This window comes from Armatimonadota bacterium (assembly GCA_037138755.1).
In the GTDB taxonomy this organism is placed as follows: Bacteria; Armatimonadota; Fimbriimonadia; order Fimbriimonadales; family Fimbriimonadaceae; genus Fimbriimonas.
The window spans coordinates 1-1465 of record JBAXHT010000017.1 but is presented as its reverse complement, the minus strand read 5'-3'; the positions used below and the strand labels follow the sequence as shown (position 1 = coordinate 1465).

At 50.2% G+C, this 1465-nt stretch carries 1 protein-coding gene; it reads left to right on the top strand.

Features of this window, described 5'->3' with window-relative positions; genetic code table 11:
- The first annotated feature begins 109 nt into the window (after positions 1-109).
- Complete coding sequence (locus WCK51_16015) at positions 110-1417, top strand: transposase (protein ID MEI7578395.1); 1308 nt, start codon at positions 110-112, stop codon at positions 1415-1417.
- Positions 1418-1465 lie beyond the last annotated feature (48 nt).

Here is a 1465-nt window from a genome sequence, read left to right as displayed (position 1 = left end):
AGGGGGATGCCCATCGCATAGTTGAAATTTGAAGGTTGAGTGGCTCAACAAATCTGTGTTTTCAATATCTTACTGCAGAACTTGAAACCAGAAGAAATGGAGCCACCCAATGGGAAAGATCGTACTGAAAGCCATCCGAAAGATCAATCGCAAGGCCCTGAAGCACGCGAAGAAGTCCGACATCGTCGAAGGAAAATTTGAAAATCTCGACGGTCCAATCGACACGCAGCATTTGTTGATTTCCACTCTGCTGCCGCCGGCCGTGAAGGAATTTATTGCCGAATGTGATCGAGAAGTGAATCGACTCTGCGGTGACCGATATCGCCACGGGAAGGTGACCAACCGATGGGGATCGCAGAACGGATCCATCATTCTTGCCAACCAGCGAGTTGCTCTTGAGGTTCCACGCGTGCGCGGGAAAGATGGCAAGGAAGTTCGTCTTCAGACGTACGAGGATTTTCAGAACCCGCAGCTCTTCGACCAAGCGGTGTTTGTCGAAGGAATCAAGAAAGTTTCCCAACGCGATTACGAGAAAGGTGTCTCGAAAATCGCAAACTCTTTCGGATTCAAAAAGAGTTCCGTCTCGAAACGGTGGATTAAGGCGACGGCGAAAAAGATCGAGGATCTGCAGAAGCGCTCTCTGAAGGAGATGGACATCCGAGCTGTGTTCATCGACGGAAAAAGATTTTCAAAGCATGGAGTGATCGTCGCACTTGGTGTTGCCTGCGACGGGCGAAAGTTCGTTCTTGGAATTTATCAAGCCGACACGGAGAACTCGAGATCGTGCCTCGCACTACTGAACGATCTGGAGTCGCGTGGACTTCCAGAGGTTGGACTCTTGTTCGTCGTAGATGGCGGCAGCGGGTTAAACAAAGCACTGAATGAAAAATATCGAGTCGACGAAAAACAAAATCGCCGAGCGGTTCGGGTCCGCTGTCACGTGCACAAATGGTGGAACCTGGAGAAAGCCTTGGGAGACAGCGCTCACAAGGCTTCTGGCCTTTTCTGGGCGCTCAGAGACGCGAAGGACATGACGGAGGCGAAAGCCATTTCGGATCAACTGGAAAGTATTCTTCGAAACCTGAATCGGTCAGCACTTGCGAGTTACCTGGAGGCGAAGGATGATCTGCTCGCGATCCACGATCTAAAGCTGTCTCGTCAACTCAAACGATTTTTTTCAACTACGAATCCAATCGAGTCGCTCAACTCGCTGATCGAGGAAGACATGCGCAGAGTGAAACGATGGCGTGACTCAGAACATTTTCAGAGGTGGCTTGCGACCTACTGCCTTGCTTCAGAAAGGAAGATGAGACGGATACGCGGACACCAGAGCCTTCCCGGTCTGTGGGTTTTACTGCGAGTATTGACAGAGAAAAATCAATTTGACACTGAGACACTGAAAGAAGAAGTTGCGTGAACAAACTCGCCGCTCAGCCGACGAATTTCAACTTAACGACGGGCAAGC